Origin of the sequence: Tenacibaculum skagerrakense (assembly GCF_004345825.1) — a bacterium.
GTDB lineage: Bacteria > Bacteroidota > Bacteroidia > Flavobacteriales > Flavobacteriaceae > Polaribacter > Polaribacter skagerrakensis.
Window position 1 is genome coordinate 79,327 of the sequence record NZ_SLXM01000011.1, and the last position, 14,741, is coordinate 94,067.

Here is a 14,741-nt window from a genome sequence, read left to right on the forward strand (position 1 = left end):
TACCTTCATATGAATAGAAAAATATTAATTGTTGATGATGAGCCAAATATTGTAATGACTTTAGAATATACGTTCAAAAAAAATAATTTTGATGTATACATTGCAAGAGATGGAGGAGAGGCAATAGAAATAGTTAAGAGTGTAAAACCTGATGTTGTTCTATTGGATATTATGATGCCGAATGTAGATGGTTATCAAACACTTGAATTTATTAAAAGTAATAATGAATTAAGAAACATTAAAGTAGTGTTTCTTACAGCAAAAAATAAAGCTTCAGATATTGATAAAGGCTTAAAACTTGGGGCAGATAAATATTTATTAAAGCCGTTTTCAATAAAAAAAATAGTTACTGAAATTAATGAACTATTAAATTAAAACTTGGTGAAGTGTGCAAAGTATCTAGTTTTAATTAATAGCATATAAACATGAAATTTCAAATATCACCACGAGCATCAGACATGATCATATTGTTTTATGTTGTTGGCTCTTTATATCTTCGATTTTACCTCGAGAGTAAAGTCCAAATTAGTCCATTAAATTCTATAGTGATTGGTTTATCATTTGTGGTAATTATTTGGTCACTTATCAAATTAAAAGTCTTAGTTCCAAATTGGTTCGGACTTTTTAAAACTCAATCAAACCTTAAAGAATAATTAAAATGAGTAATTATCATATAAAACATTTAGAAGAATACTATCAAGTTTATAGGAAATCCGTAAGAAATCCTGAAGTTTTTTGGGAAGAAATTGCCGAAGAACATTTTTTATGGCGAAAAAAATGGGATAATGTGTTAAGTTGGGATTTTACCAAACCCGAAGTAAAATGGTTTGAAGGAGCACAACTGAACATAACCGAGAATTGTATCGATCGTCATTTATATACAAGAGGGGATAAAACTGCAATTATTTTTGAACCCAATGACCCGAATGAAAAAGCTGAACATATTACGTACACACAATTACATGAAAGAGTTTGTAAGTTCGCTAATGTTTTAAAAGATAAAGGAATTAAAAAAGGAGATCGAGTTTGTATTTATCTTCCAATGATTCCTGAATTGGCAATAGCTGTTCTTGCTTGTGCTCGTATTGGAGCAATACATTCAGTGGTATTTGCTGGTTTTTCATCAACAGCATTAGCAACCAGAATTAATGATTCGGAATGTAAAATGGTTTTGACGAGTGACGGTTCGTATCGTGGAGCAAAAACTATCGATTTAAAAGGAATTGTAGACGAGGCGTTAAAAGAGTGTGATTGTGTAGAAAGTGTGTTGGTCGCTAAACGTATTAATTCTGATATTGATATGAAAGAGGGGAGAGATCATTGGCTACAGCCGTTGTTAGATAATGCTTCTGAAAGTTGTAAACCAGAAATAATGAATGCCGAAGATCCATTGTTTATCTTGTATACCTCTGGATCTACCGGAAAACCAAAAGGAATGGTTCACTCAACAGCAGGCTATATGGTGTATACAGCATATACGTTTAAAAATGTTTTTCAATATAGAGAGCAAGATATATACTGGTGTACTGCAGATATTGGTTGGATTACTGGACACAGCTACATTGTTTACGGACCTTTATGCAACGGAGCAACTACCGTAATGTTTGAAGGTGTTCCTAGTTATCCTGATTTTGGGCGTTTTTGGGAGATTGTAGAAAAACATAAAATAAATCAGTTTTATACTGCACCAACTGCAATACGAGCATTGGCGAAAGAAGGAGTAGGTCATCTTGAAAAACACGATTTATCATCTTTAAAAGTATTAGGAACTGTTGGAGAACCAATTAATGAAGAAGCATGGCACTGGTATGATGATAATGTAGGTAAGAAAAAAGCTCCGATTGTAGATACCTGGTGGCAAACAGAAACGGGTGGAATTATGATTACGCCCATAGCATTTGCTACTCCGACAAAACCAACATATGCTACACTTCCTTTTATAGGTATTCAGCCTGCACTGATGGATGAAAGTGGAAACGAAATTAAAGGAAATCAGGTAGATGGCCGTTTGTGTATTAAGTTTCCTTGGCCAAGTATGGCACGAACTATATGGGGAAATCATCAACGCTACAAGGATACTTATTTTTCTGCCTATGAAAACAAGTATTTTACAGGTGATGGTGCATTGAGAGATGAGGTTGGTTACTACAGAATTACAGGTAGAGTAGATGATGTAATTATTGTGTCTGGTCATAACTTAGGAACAGCTCCTATAGAAGATGCAATTAATGAACACCCTGCTGTAGCAGAATCAGCTATTGTTGGTTTTCCACATGATATCAAAGGAAATGCATTATACGGGTATGTAACGTTAAAAGAAACTGGTGAGGGAAGAAATCAAGATAACTTGCGTAACGAGATTAATCAATTAATTACCGAACAAATTGGTCCAATAGCCAAATTAGATAAAATTCAATTTACTGAAGGATTACCTAAAACACGCTCTGGAAAAATCATGAGAAGAATTCTTAGAAAAATAGCCTCGAAGGATATTAGTAATTTAGGAGATACAAGTACGCTGTTAAATCCTGAAGTAGTACAAAGTATTATAGATAATGCATTCTAATTTTTACAGGTATAAATAAAATACGCAGCTTTTGCTGCGTATTTTTTATATCCAAGTAAACAGGTGTTTAAGTTGTAACTTCGAATTTTTACGTTTTAATAGAGATAAGATTTTTAAAAAGATTAAAGCAGTTAAAAAAGCATCGCCAGACGCAGTATGTCTATCGTGTTTGGTTATTTTAAAAATCTCACACAATTCATCTAAGCTGTAAAAATTATTTCTATTAACATATTTGGTTTTCTTGTATAATACACCGGTGTCTAAAACTTTGTTTTTTAGTTTAGGTAGACCTAATCTATGTAATGCTTCGTTAATCATTTGAATATCAAAATTAGCATGATGGGCTATCAAAACAGCATTTTTAATATGATTTAAGAATTGTATTATAGCTTCTTCTTCTGTAATTTTCGTAATATTTCCTTCCTTTAGAATACCGTGAATAGGCACAGTGTCCGCATTAAAATTTTCTTGAATTACATAACATTCTAAACTGTCTGCAACATCAATTGAAAAATTAGAGACAGCTACGGTACCAATTGAAAGAATCTTATCTACTTTCGGATTTAAACCTGTAGTTTCTGTATCAAAAACCACAAATCGAGTAGTTTTTAAATCGTTTTGTTTTGCTTTAAATGAATCTGTATAGTTCTTCCAGAAATCAGGATATGCTTTTCGTTGAAACCATTTCATATTACATAATTTGAGAAAGTTTGAAACGAACGCGAATCAATTCTTGAATATCTTTTACAGCTTTAAAAGAACCTTTTAATTTTAACCTTTCGGCTTTACTTAATTTTTGAATCTGAATAAACCTACCGGAATCATTATTATGTAAACCTTGTTGAGTTCTGAATCTCAAAAATACCTTAAAAGCATTGATGCAAGAATCGAACAAATCTTTATTTTGAGGTTCAATTTCCTTGAGTTTATCAAATCGGGATATAGTATTATTAAAATCTTTTAGTTTGTGATATAAAATTAATAAGCGAGCTGCATCCACTAAAGGCATAATAGCTCGTGCTTTAATATCAAAAAGATCTTTATGTTCTCCAGAATCTTCCACTAAAAAGTTTCTAAAAAAACTCAATGGAGGAGGGTTCTTAATAGCATTTAAACCTAAATAATTTAAGAAAATTTCATATTTGCTAATTGCATCAAAAATACTTTCAGACATTTGACTTACCAGTTCTTTATTACCGTAAGTCATATCATAATCAAAGAAGATAGTGCAAAGCATTATTTTATCTTCATTAGGTTTCGTAATCCAATTCGTAAATTGATTTTTCCATTCGGTGAGAGATAAACACCATTTTGGGTTACTTGTCATCATTTCTGCTGGACAATATTCAAATCCTACGATATTTAATTTATGGTTTATTGATTTAGCAAGAGTTAAAAAATAGGTTCTGACTTCTTCAATGTTAGTTGGCTCCACATCGTCAAAAACTAGTGCATTATCTTGATCTGTTAATAAAAGTTGTTCTTTTCTTCCTTGACTACCAATTGCTAGCCAAGAAAATGTAGTAGGGGGCGATTTTAATTCGAGTAAACTTAAATCGATAATTCGTTTGGTAATAGCTTCATTAATTGCGGATATGATATTTGCGACAAATGAAATAGGAATTGCTTGTTCAATATAATTTTGCAATAACACCTGAGCTTTCTCTCTTATAAATTTTAATTCATCTGCAGTTTTTGCTCTTTTAATTTCTTTTATCAATACAGATGGATTATTTCCGTGAATAACAATTATATCGTGATCTGAGAGTATTCCGATTAGTTTTGTTTCAGTAGTTCCATCTTCTGTAATACATAAATGTGAAATATCGTTTTTTAACATGCCTATTTGTGCTTCGCTAACCGTAATGTTGGGTGAAAAAGTTATTACAGGAAAAGACATAATTGACGTAATATTTTCTGAAATTCTAATGTTACCTGTGGCTACTTTATTTCGTATATCTTTATCAGTAACAATTCCAATTGGTTTGTTTTCTTCAATAATAACGATAGAGCCAACTTTGTTGTTACTCATAATAATAGAAGCTTCTTGAATACTAGTATCTTTGGAGCACACAATTGGATTTTTTGAAAAGTTTGCAGATTGTACTTCGGTAAAATTGGTGGAATTTGGATTTAAAAAATTTTCATTAGTGAATAAAGTATCTTTTTGTTCATTAGAATATGGATTTCGGGTATTGGTAGCAAAACTTTCAATTAAAAATTGATTGAATTTAGAATTGTGATTAATAATTTCTTTTAACGCTAGAGAAGAAATACTATATATAATGCTCTCTTCAATAGCTCGAGCATTTAATAAATATTGATCTTTTCGTACCACCGCACGCAAACCAAAAATATCACCTTCATCACATTTGTCTACTAATTGAGAATCTTTATAAATACCAATGGCGCCATCTTTTACTACATAAAAAAAATCATGAACTTCCTCTTTCTCTTCAAAAACAAAATCATTTTTCTCAAAATATAGAACTTTTACTTGAGATGAAATTGAAAGAAGTTCTTCATGAGATAATAAATCAAAAGGAGGAAAATCTTTTAAAAAATCTAAAATACGTTGAGCTATAGTATTTTTCATTTCACTAATTTATTGAAATTTAGGAGGACATGGTATGAGTAAAATCATCTTTCATCGTAAATCGATGCTTCTTTTATTAAAATAATCTTAAAACAAGATTAGAGAATTTTAATAACGATATTTTTTGTAACTTAAAATCGATTAAAAACTTACATATAATGCCAACCTATAATTTAAAAATCAATGGAGAATTGGTAACTGTTACTGCCGATTCTGATACTCCTTTGTTATGGATTTTAAGAGACAAACTTAATTTAGTTGGAACAAAATTTGGTTGTGGTATAGCACAGTGTGGAGCTTGTACAGTTCATGTAGATGGTGTAGCTACTAGAAGTTGCCAATTACAAATTTCTCTCATCGACAAAGAAGAGATTACAACTATTGAAGGATTGTCAAAAGACGGAAATCATCCTTTACAAGAAGCATGGGAAGAGGTTGATGTTCCTCAGTGTGGTTATTGCCAAGCTGGACAAATTATGACAGCAGCATCTTTCTTAAAAGAAAATCCGAATCCTACTACTCAAGAAATTCGTGAAGCAATGCATGGAAATCTTTGTAGATGTGCATCATATAATAGAATTGAAAAAGCAGTTGCAAAAGCAGCAACAAAAATGTCCTAAAAACTAATAACCATGAGCACACAAGAAAACAATTTAACATTTAGTAGAAGAAATTTTTTAAGAACTTCTGCATTAGCAAGTGGAGGTTTGTTGGTAGGATTTAATTTATTTACAGCTTGTAAACCAGAAGCGAAACCACCAGTTGATATTGCAAACTTAAATTTCAATGATTTTAATGCTTTTATTAAAATAGCAGATAATGGTTATGTGACTATTTTTTCACCAAATCCAGAAATAGGACAAGGGGTGAAAACGTCAATGCCAATGATTATAGCTGAAGAATTAGATATAGAATGGGATAAAGTTACTGTTGCACAAGCACCGTTAGATACAAAAAATTACGTTCGCCAGTTAGCTGGAGGAAGTCAGTCTATTCGTCAAGGATGGGATGCTTTACGACAAACGGGTGCTACCACTAAGCAAATGCTAATTAATGCAGCTGCGGCAAAATGGGGTGTAGAAGCATCTACATGTAAGGCTTCAAAAGCTGTTATTACCAATGAAAAGGGAGAGACTTTAGGATATGGAGATGTTGTTAAAGAAGCAGCAACTATTGATGTTCCAGAAAACGTAGCTCTTAAAAAGCCTTCAGAATATACAATTATAGGTAAGGATGCTGTAAATGTAGATATAAATAAAATAACTACAGGAAAGCCTCTTTTTGGATTGGATTATAAAGAAGAAGGTATGTTGTATGCTTCTGTGCTAAGACCACCAGCATTCGGACAAACTTTGGAATCGTTTGATGCTTCGGAAGCTAAAAAAGTCAATGGGGTTATCGATGTAATTACTATTGGAGATAAAGTAAGAAGTTTTGTAGATAAAGGAAAATCTAATTGGACCTTCAAACTTTCAACAACAGATAAAGTTGTTGTTATTGCTCAAAATACGTGGGCAGCAATCAAAGGTAAAAAAGCTATTAAAGCTACTTGGAAATCAGATAAAGAATTAGAAAGCACAGAGTATCAAGAAAAGGTATTAAACAATATTTTAGATGGTGATAAATTTGATGTTAGAAGAGAGGACGGTAATGTGAAAAATGCATTTGCGCAAGCAGATAAAGTGATTGAACGAACATATCATTCACCTTTTTTACCGCATAACTGTTTAGAACCAATGAATTTCTTCGCCAACGTAACTGATGAAAAAGTTCATTTAATAGGACCAGTGCAAACACCAGAATTTGCAGCTATTGTTGTTGCTGATATGTTGGAAAGAGATATAAATGATATCCAAGTTGATATGACAAGAATGGGTGGAGGATTTGGTCGTCGCTTGTATGGAGACTTTGTTTATGAGGCCGCTGAAATTTCAGATAAAATAAAAAAGCCAGTAAAGGTTATTTCTACTAGAGAAGATGATATGACTACTGGTATTTATCGACCAGCCATAAAATATAGAATTGCAGCATCAATAAAAGACGGTGAAATAACTGGATATCATTTAAAGGAAGCAGCAATAAATGATAATATGTATGGATTAATTCCTCATTTTTTTCCAGCAGGATGTATTCCAAACTTTAAGGTTTCTACTCAAAATTATAAAAGCGATGTTACAACTGGAGCTTGGAGAGCACCGTACACTAACTTCTTAGGTTATGCAGAACAAAGTTTCTTTGATGAATTAGCGGAAGAATTAGGTAAAGATCCTGTTCAACTTCGATTAGAGTTGTTGCAAAAAGTCAAAGGCACAGCCGACAAGAGAATTCAGTATTCAGGTGAACGAATGGAGAATACCATTAAGTTAGCTGCTGAAAAAGGAAATTGGGGTAAAGCTAAAGAAGGAGTATACCAAGGATTTTCTGCTTATTATAGTCATAATACCCATGTTGCCGAAGTTGCTGAGATTGAATTTAAAGATGGCTTACCAGTAGTTACAAAAGTTGTTGCCGCTGTAGATTGCGGAATTGTAGTGAATCCAACTGGTGCAATCAATCAAATACAAGGTGGAGTGTTAGATGGAATTGGTCATGCGATGTACGGTAATTTTTCTTTTGAAAACGGGAAGCCATTAAATAAAAACTTTGATACCTATCGTTTAATTAGAATGAACGAAACTCCGCAAGTTGAAGTTCACTTTGTGGAAAATGAATTATCTCCTACAGGATTAGGAGAGCCTGGACTTCCGCCTGCTGGTGGAGCAGTAGCAAATGCCATATATAAAGCCTACAATAGCAGGTTGTATAGTCAACCTTTTATAAAAGAACTCGAAGCTAAAAAAACTGAAGTTAAAAGCTAGGTTTAAAAATTTAAAAAAGATGTCTTTGTAGGCATCTTTTTTTGTTTTTAGACAATAAGAAAAATTAATGTTCGAAACGAAAACGTTTTTGTTTGATTCATAGAAACAACCAAAAATTATCAAATTAACAAATCGATAATAAAATAATACGAAATCGTTTTTTCTCTAAACATATTTTTATGAATCTGTTAATTTATTAACTTCAATTGGTAAAAGTGGTTGATTTTTTCAATAAAAATGATTTTTAAATTAACTTTGAAGACAAACAGAATCACAACAAAACAAAAGAATGAACATTAAAAAAGTACTCGTTGCCAATCGAGGAGAGATTGCAATTAGAGTTTTTAGGGCCTGTGTAGAAATAGGTATTAAAACAGTGGGGATTTATACATATGAAGATCGTTATTCTTTGCATAGGTATAAAGCTGATGAATGTTATCAAATTGGGGAAGATAATGAGCCCTTAAAACCATACTTAGATATCGATGCGATTATTAAGGTAGCGGTCGAGAATAATGTAGATGCAATTCATCCAGGTTATGGTTTTTTATCTGAGAATGCCGAATTTGCCCAGAAATGTGAAGACAATGGAATTATTTTCGTTGGTCCAAAAGTTTCAGTTTTAAAAGCTTTAGGAGATAAGATTACAGCAAAAGAAGTAGCAGTTGCTAATAATGTTCCAATTATTCAGAGTAGTGATCAAGATTTGACTTCTATTGAAATTGCTTTAGACGAGGCGGAAAAAATCAGTTATCCTGTAATGTTAAAAGCAGCATCAGGTGGTGGAGGTAGAGGTATGAGAGTTATTCGAAATGCCAATGATCTTAAAAAAGCATATCCAGAAGCTCAGAGAGAAGCGTTAAATGCTTTTGGAGATGATACCGTTTTCTTAGAAAAGTTTGTTGAAAATCCTAAACATATTGAAATACAGATTGTTGCCGATACGCAAGGTAATATGGTGCATTTGTATGAGAGAGATTGTTCGGTACAAAGGCGTTATCAAAAAGTAATTGAGTTTGCTCCTTCCTATGGTTTACCTGAGGAAACTAAAAATAACTTGTATAAATATGCTTTAGATATCTGTGGTGCGGTAAATTATAATAATATAGGTACTGTTGAATTTTTAGTAGATGATGATGGTAGTATTTATTTCATTGAAGTAAACCCTAGAATTCAGGTTGAACATACAGTTACAGAAATGGTAACTAATATTGATTTAGTTAAAACTCAATTGTTCATTGCTGGGGGGTATAAGTTAGAAGATAAGCAAATCAAGATTCCAAGCCAGGAATCTATTACAGTTTCTGGTTATGCTTTACAATGTAGAATTACAACGGAAGATCCTGCTAACGATTTTAAACCTGATTATGGAACGGTAACTACCTATCGTAGTGCATCTGGATTTGGAATTCGATTAGATGCTGGAAGTATTTATCAAGGAGTAAAGATTTCTCCATTCTTTGATTCGATGTTAGTGAAAGCTTCTGCAAGAAGTAGAACTTTAGATGGAGCGTGTAGAAAAATGTTACGTGCTTTAGTAGAGTTTAGAATTAGAGGTGTACAAACCAATATTGCTTTCTTAAGAAATATTCTAGAGCATTCTACTTTTAGAAATGGAGAAGTTACCGTAAACTTTATTAAAAACGAACCAAGTTTATTCGAATTTAAAGAACCTAAAAACAGGGCAAATAAGTTAATAAACTTTTTAGGAGAAGTTGTTGTAAATGGTAATCCTGATGTAAAAAAAGTAGATCCTAAACGTAAGTTTTCAATACCAAGAGTTCCTAAGTATCCTAAATTAGAAGCTCATCCAAAAGGAACAAAAGATTTATTAACCGAATTAGGTCCCGAAAAGTTTGCTGAGTGGTTAAAGAAAGAAAAGAAAATTCACTTTACAGATACCACAATGCGTGATGCGCATCAAAGTTTATTAGCAACAAGAATGCGTACTATAGATATGATGAAGGTAGCGGAAGGTTATGCTAAGAATTTTCCAGATATCTTTAGTATGGAAGTTTGGGGAGGTGCTACTTTCGATGTCTGTTTACGTTTTTTACAAGAAAATCCATGGGAACGTTTAGCATTGTTGCGCAAAGCGATGCCAAATGTTTTACTTCAAATGTTAATTAGAGGTTCAAATGGTGTTGGGTATACAGCGTATCCTGATAACTTAATAGAGAAGTTTGTTGAAAAATCATGGGAAACTGGGGTAGATGTTTTTAGAATTTTCGATTCTTTAAACTGGATGAAGTCAATCGAACCATGTATTCAACATGTTCGAAATAGAACGGAAGGTTTAGCAGAAGCATCTATTTGTTATACGGGAGATATCTTAAACCCTAACAAAACAAAGTACGATTTAAAGTACTATATTCAGTTAGCTAAAGATGTTGAAAATGCAGGAGCACATATTTTAGGAGTAAAAGATATGGCTGGTTTGTTAAAACCTCAGGCTGCTTATGAATTGATTTCTGCATTAAAATCTGAAATAAATATTCCTATTCACCTACATACTCATGATACTTCTTCAATTCAATCTGCTACCTATTTAAAAGCAATTGAAGCAGGTGTAGATGTGGTTGATGTTGCTTTAGGAGGTTTGTCTGGGTTAACTTCACAGCCAAATTTCAATTCAATGGTTGAAATGTTGCGTTTCAATGAAAGAGAGAATCCATTAGATATGCATAAGTTGGCTGAATATTCTAATTACTGGGAAGCCGTTCGTGGGTATTATTATCCTTTTGAGTCTGGGTTAAAGTCTGGAACTGGTGAAGTATATGAACATGAAATTCCAGGTGGACAATATTCAAATCTTAAAGGACAAGCTATTGCGCTTGGTTTAGAAGATAAGTTTACAGAAGTTACAAAAATGTACGGAGAGGTTAATCAGTTATTTGGTGACATTATTAAGGTTACACCAAGTTCGAAAGTGGTCGGAGACATGGCTCAGTACATGATTAGTAACAATTTAACAATTCAAGATGTTAAAGAACGAGGAGATACTATTTCCTTTCCACAGTCAGTTATCAGTTTCTTTAAAGGAGATTTAGGTCAGCCAGTTGGTGGTTTTCCGGAAGATATTCAAAAGATTATCTTAAAAAACGAAAAACCATATACCGAGCGTCCAAATGCACATTTAGAACCAATTGATTTTGATAAGGAGTTTGAAAAATTCAAAGAAGAGTTTACTAAAGGTATGGGTAGGGAGTTGGAAATAACAGATTTCTTATCGTATAAATTATATCCTAAAGTATTTACTGATGCTTATAACAATCATTTGAAATATGGTAATGTAATGAATATTCCTACCAAAAACTTCTTCTTTGGTTTAGAGATAGGAGAGGAGATTATGGTAGATATCGAGCCAGGTAAAAGAGTTTTAATTTCTTTAGTACATAAAACAGAACCTGATGAAAATGGAAATGTAACTGTATTCTTTAAAATTAATGGACAAATGCGAGTTGTTTCTATTAAAGACAATTCAATTAGTGTAGAAAAAATAGAAAATGTAAAAGCAGATACAAGTGATGACAATCAAATTGGTGCACCTTTACAAGGTTTATTATCTACGGTATTAGTTAAAGAAGGGGATATTGTTCAAGAAAACCAACCGTTATTCATTATAGAGGCAATGAAAATGGAAACTACAGTAACCGCAATTACTAGAGGAATCATCCAAAAAGTACAATTATCAGCAGGAACTTTGGTTGATACTAATGATTTAGTAATTAAAATGAAGTAACTAGTAGGTAAGTTTTTGATATACCCGTAAAAAAACTTAGTTTTGCGTCCCAAACAAGTAATATATATGGTAAAGGATTTATTTGATAGAATTAAGAGCGATAAAGGACCATTAGGTAAATGGGCAGACAAAGCAGAAGGATACTATGTGTTTCCTAAATTAGAAGGTCCAATTTCTAATAGGATGAAATTTAATGGAAAGTCTGTAATTACTTGGAGTATAAACGATTATTTAGGTTTAGCAAATCATCCAGAAGTTTTAAAAGTAGATGGTGAATCTGCAGCAGTAGATGGAATGGCTTACCCAATGGGAGCTAGAATGATGTCTGGTCATACAAAATATCATGAACAATTAGAAAGAGAGTGTGCTGAATTTGTTGGCAAAGAAGCCTCTTATTTAGTGAACTTCGGATATCAAGGTATGGTATCGGCTATCGATGCATTGGTTTCTAAAGATGATATTATTGTGTATGATATGGATACACATGCTTGTATTATTGATGGTGTTCGTTTGCATGCGGGTAAAAGATTTGTATATCGTCATAATGATATAGAAAGTTGCGAGAAGAACTTGAAGAGAGCTACTAAAATGGCTGAAAAAACTGGAGGAGGAATCTTATTGGTTTCTGAAGGTGTTTTTGGAATGAGAGGAGAGCAAGGTAAATTAAGAGAAATTGTTGCTTTAAAAGAAAAATACAATTTTAGACTTTTAGTTGATGATGCTCACGGTTTTGGAACTCTTGGAGAAGGAGGAAGAGGTACAGGTTTTGAGCAAGGTGTTCAAGATGGTATCGATGTGTATTTCGCAACATTTGCTAAATCAATGGCAGGTATCGGTGCTTTCTTTGCTGGAGATAAAGATGTAGTTCAATATTTACAATATAACATGCGTTCTCAAATGTTTGCAAAATCGTTACCTATGCCTATGGTTAAGGGAGCGTTAAAACGTTTGGATATGATTCGTACAATGCCAGAGTTAAAAGAGAAACTTTGGGATATTACAAATGCATTGCAAAGCGGGTTAAGAGCAGCCGGTTTTGATTTAGGAACTACTGAAACGTGTATTACTCCAGTATATTTAAAAGGAGACATTCCAGAAGCTATGGCTATGGTTCATGATTTACGTGAAAATCATGGAGTATTTTGTTCAATTGTAGTGTATCCAGTAATTCCTAAAGGAATGATTATTTTACGATTAATTCCTACTGCGCGTCATACTATTGAGGATGTAAACGAAACTATAGAAGCATTTACAGCCATTCGCGAAAAATTAGAAAATGGTACGTATAAAAAAATAGCAGAAGCTATTATGACAGCTTAATAAAAAAAACTCGTGAGAAATCACGAGTTTTTTTTTAGAGAAAAAGTAAATTTGGAACTGTATTTGACAGTATAACGTTATGAGAAAATTGTTTTTTTATTTTTTTATTGCATTCTCTTGCTTAGTAGATGCGCAAATAAAAGACACCCTTCCCGATTTTAATAATGACTATTTTTTGGTTAGAGATGGAGATACTTTAATGATTAAGTTAAATGAGGTTTCTGTATTGCCAAAGCATAAGTTTAAAAATAAAATTGATGTTAATTACTATTATTGGTTTAAGAAGAAGGTTTTCAAAGCATATCCTTATGCTGTTCTGGCTTCTAAAAGAATAGATAGTTTAAATGCTCGTTTAGGTAGAATAGAATCTAATAGTAAAAAACGTAAATATGTTAGAAGGGTACAGAAGTATCTTGAGGAAGAGTTGACAGATCAGATTAAAAAGATGACTAAAACCGAAGGTCGAATTTTAATAAAGTTGATTCACAGGCAAACAGGTAAAACTGTTTTTGAAAACATAAAAGAATTAAGAAGTGGCTGGAAAGCATTTTGGTATAATACCACAGCTAACGTTTTCAGCTTATCTTTAAAAGATGAATATCATCCTGAAACTGAAAATGAAGATTATTTAATAGAAGATGTATTGCAGAGAGCTATTATTGAAGAAGTCATAGAAGCTCAAGAGCCCAAACTAAAGATTGATTCGTATGCTATTTTATCTGCAAAAAACGGATCAGTAGATGTCGAAAAGTATAAAGAGATGTTTGCTAAACTCAGAAAGAAAAGAGATAGAAAGAAAAAAAGAGATAAAAAATAGTAGATGTATAATTTGTAAATTGATATAAATGACGTTACATTATATAGTATAAAGTGTATTTATCAAGATTTCTTTTTTGTTTTTTCTCTCTTAATTATGATGATTTATATTAATCATCATTTTTTTTGCTTCAATAATTAGGTGTTTTTAAGTTGGGTTCCTAATTACAATCAAGTATAATTTTAGGAATAGATGGTTTTCATTCTATGTACATAGGTAGTAAAAATTGAATTCTTGGGCTAACTTTAAGCTATTTGTTGATGTATTTGTTGGGAGATAAGGTTAAATAATTAAGGTTGATTGCAGTTTTTTAGGTGTAATTCTACTTAACTTCTTTAATAAAGATTAATGCTATCATACATATATAATAAGATTGTTTCTTGCTTTATATATTATAGTAAAAAGGGTTATTGTTTTTGAGGTAAAAAAACTTTTAGATGTAAGTGTTTGTTGGTAAGTCGATTAGTATTTTTATTTAAAAAAAGTTTGATTTATTTATTGAAAAAGCTTGTGGGATTAAAAAGTGGTTGTATATTTGCACCCGCAAACGGAGAAACGCAGGTTTGGAAGTTTAAAAGTTCATTAACAGATTGTAAATAAAAGTTCAGTAAAAAGTTAAAAAATAGTTTATTTTTTTCTTGCTGGTTTGAAATAAAAGCTTGTATATTTGCAGTCCGTTTTTACGGAGACGTTCATTGAGATTTTGGTTGTGATTTTAGGTTAAAAAATAGGCTTAAAAAAATTTTAAAAAAAAGTTTTGGTAGTTTAAAAATAGTTTCTAAATTTGCATCCGCTTTCAGAAATGAAACGAAAAAAGTTCTAGAGATTTTGGAATAACAATT

10 protein-coding genes are annotated in these 14,741 nt (G+C 32.1%); 8 read left to right on the plus strand and 2 right to left on the minus strand.

The genetic code is table 11. The features are described from left to right. Positions 1–9: 9 nt before the first annotated feature. From EV195_RS15335 to acs, 3 genes are read left to right on the plus strand one after another with little or no spacing between them, the layout of a single operon-like run. The gene (locus EV195_RS15335) at positions 10–375 is read left to right on the plus strand and encodes a response regulator (protein WP_132795850.1); all 366 of its coding nucleotides are present in this window, start codon (positions 10–12) and stop codon (positions 373–375) included. Positions 376–425: 50 nt separating this feature from the next. Further along, complete coding sequence (locus tag EV195_RS15340; RefSeq protein ID WP_132795851.1) at positions 426–653, plus strand: hypothetical protein; 228 nt, start codon at positions 426–428, stop codon at positions 651–653. A gap of 5 nt (positions 654–658) precedes the next feature. Beyond that, entirely contained in the window at positions 659–2,566 is a 1,908-nt protein-coding gene (acs, locus tag EV195_RS15345) for an acetate--CoA ligase (protein WP_132795852.1), read from the plus strand. 45 nt (positions 2,567–2,611) lie between these two features. On the opposite strand, the gene EV195_RS15350 is transcribed toward acs, so the two are convergent. Both EV195_RS15350 and EV195_RS15355 read right to left on the minus strand, forming a co-directional pair. Further along, the gene (locus EV195_RS15350; protein WP_132795853.1) at positions 2,612–3,256 is read right to left on the minus strand and encodes a 3'-5' exonuclease; all 645 of its coding nucleotides are present in this window, start codon (positions 3,254–3,256) and stop codon (positions 2,612–2,614) included. Between the two features lies 1 nt (position 3,257). Then, positions 3,258–5,162: a DUF294 nucleotidyltransferase-like domain-containing protein gene (locus EV195_RS15355; protein WP_132795854.1), complete on the minus strand. Its 1,905-nt coding sequence runs from the start codon at positions 5,160–5,162 to the stop codon at positions 3,258–3,260. Between the two features lie 158 nt (positions 5,163–5,320). Here EV195_RS15355 and EV195_RS15360 point away from each other — a divergent pair, with 158 nt between their 5' ends. From EV195_RS15360 to EV195_RS15380, 5 genes are all read left to right on the plus strand, one after another. Beyond that, positions 5,321–5,782 carry a (2Fe-2S)-binding protein gene (locus EV195_RS15360; protein WP_132795855.1) on the plus strand — a complete coding sequence of 154 codons (462 nt, stop codon included), beginning with the start codon at positions 5,321–5,323 and terminating at the stop codon, positions 5,780–5,782. Positions 5,783–5,794: 12 nt separating this feature from the next. After that, a complete protein-coding gene (locus tag EV195_RS15365) occupies positions 5,795–8,020 on the plus strand; it encodes a xanthine dehydrogenase family protein molybdopterin-binding subunit (protein ID WP_207899798.1) in 2,226 nt (741 codons plus the stop codon). Positions 8,021–8,309: 289 nt separating this feature from the next. Next, positions 8,310–11,762 (plus strand): pyruvate carboxylase, encoded by a 3,453-nt coding sequence (locus tag EV195_RS15370; RefSeq protein ID WP_132795857.1) that lies wholly within the window; start codon positions 8,310–8,312, stop codon positions 11,760–11,762. Positions 11,763–11,828: 66 nt separating this feature from the next. Continuing rightward, positions 11,829–13,082, plus strand: coding sequence for an aminotransferase class I/II-fold pyridoxal phosphate-dependent enzyme (locus EV195_RS15375; protein ID WP_132795858.1), 1,254 nt, complete (start codon positions 11,829–11,831; stop codon positions 13,080–13,082). A gap of 79 nt (positions 13,083–13,161) precedes the next feature. Beyond that, entirely contained in the window at positions 13,162–13,899 is a 738-nt protein-coding gene (locus EV195_RS15380) for a DUF4294 domain-containing protein (protein ID WP_132795859.1), read from the plus strand. Positions 13,900–14,741: the final 842 nt, after the last annotated feature.